Source organism: Nocardioides sp. CPCC 206348 (assembly GCF_048654705.1).
Lineage (GTDB): Bacteria > Actinomycetota > Actinomycetes > Propionibacteriales > Nocardioidaceae > Nocardioides.
Genome location: NZ_JBMCZA010000002.1, coordinates 1 through 1,114 on the forward strand (window position 1 = coordinate 1; position 1,114 = coordinate 1,114).

Annotated in this window: 1 protein-coding gene; it reads left to right on the plus strand. The window is 66.2% G+C overall.

Going from position 1 to position 1,114, the window contains the following annotated elements; translation table 11 throughout:
• Positions 1-120: 120 nt before the first annotated feature.
• A partial coding sequence (locus ACOADB_RS00010) for an IS481 family transposase (RefSeq protein ID WP_378595868.1) occupies positions 121-1,114 on the plus strand: 994 nt, incomplete at its 3' end.

The window sequence follows — 1,114 nt, forward strand, 5'->3', positions numbered from 1 at the left end:
CTAGCTGTGATGCCCAGGGAGGTTGTCCCGCCCTCCGGCGGTGAGTCGGGCTGACAGGTGAGGGCCCCCGGTTGTGAAGTGGAGCTGTCTAGTTCACCGCTTCACCGACCGGAGGCCCTCGTGTCCCACGCTAACGCTGCCCTGACCCCACGCGCCCGTTTGCGGCTCGCTCAACTCGTCGTCGACCGTGGCTGGACTCACGCCGCGGCGGCCAAGATGTTCATGGTCGCCCCGAGGACGGCGAAGAAGTGGGCTGATCGCTACCGCGTTGAAGGCCAGGCAGGCATGGTCGACCGCAGCTCGCGACCGCACACCTGTGCGAACAAGACCAGCCCTGCGCTGGTTCGTCAGATCGTGCGACTGCGGTGGCGCCAACGGCTGGGACCAGTCCAGATCGCCGGCCGGCTCGGTATGCAGGCCTCCACCGTCCACGCCGTGCTCGTGCGATGCCGGATCAACAGGCTCTCCCACATCGACCGCGTCACTGGCGAACCCCTGCGCCGCTACGAACACGACCATCCCGGCTCATTGATCCACGTCGACGTCACCAAGTTCGCCAACATCCCCGATGGCGGTGGCCACAAGTTCCTCAGCCGCCAACAAGGCCGAGCCAACGCAATCGCGACCGCCCACCGCACTGGCCAACGCGGCAAGGAATCGCGCCCCGCGATTGGCACCGCGTTCGTCCACACGGTCATCGACGACCACTCTCGCGTCGCCTACGCCGAGATATGCACCGACGAGAAGGCCGCCACCGCGATCGGCGTGCTGCAACGCGCCGTTGCCTGGTTCGCTGAGCACGGCGTCACCGTCGAACGCGTGCTTTCCGACAACGGACCGGCGTACATGTCCTACGCCTGGCGTGATGCATGCGCCGAAATGAACATCGTCCACAAGCGGACCCGGCCGTATCGGCCGCAGACCAACGGGAAGATCGAGCGCTTCCACCGCACCTTGGGCGATGGGTGGGCCTACGCCCGGTTCTACGAGTCAACCGACCAACGCAACGCCGCCCTGCCCGGATGGCTCCACTTCTACAATCATCACCGCGTCCACTCCGCCATCGGAGCCAAGCCACCGGTCACCCGACTGACCAACGTCCCCGGACATCACA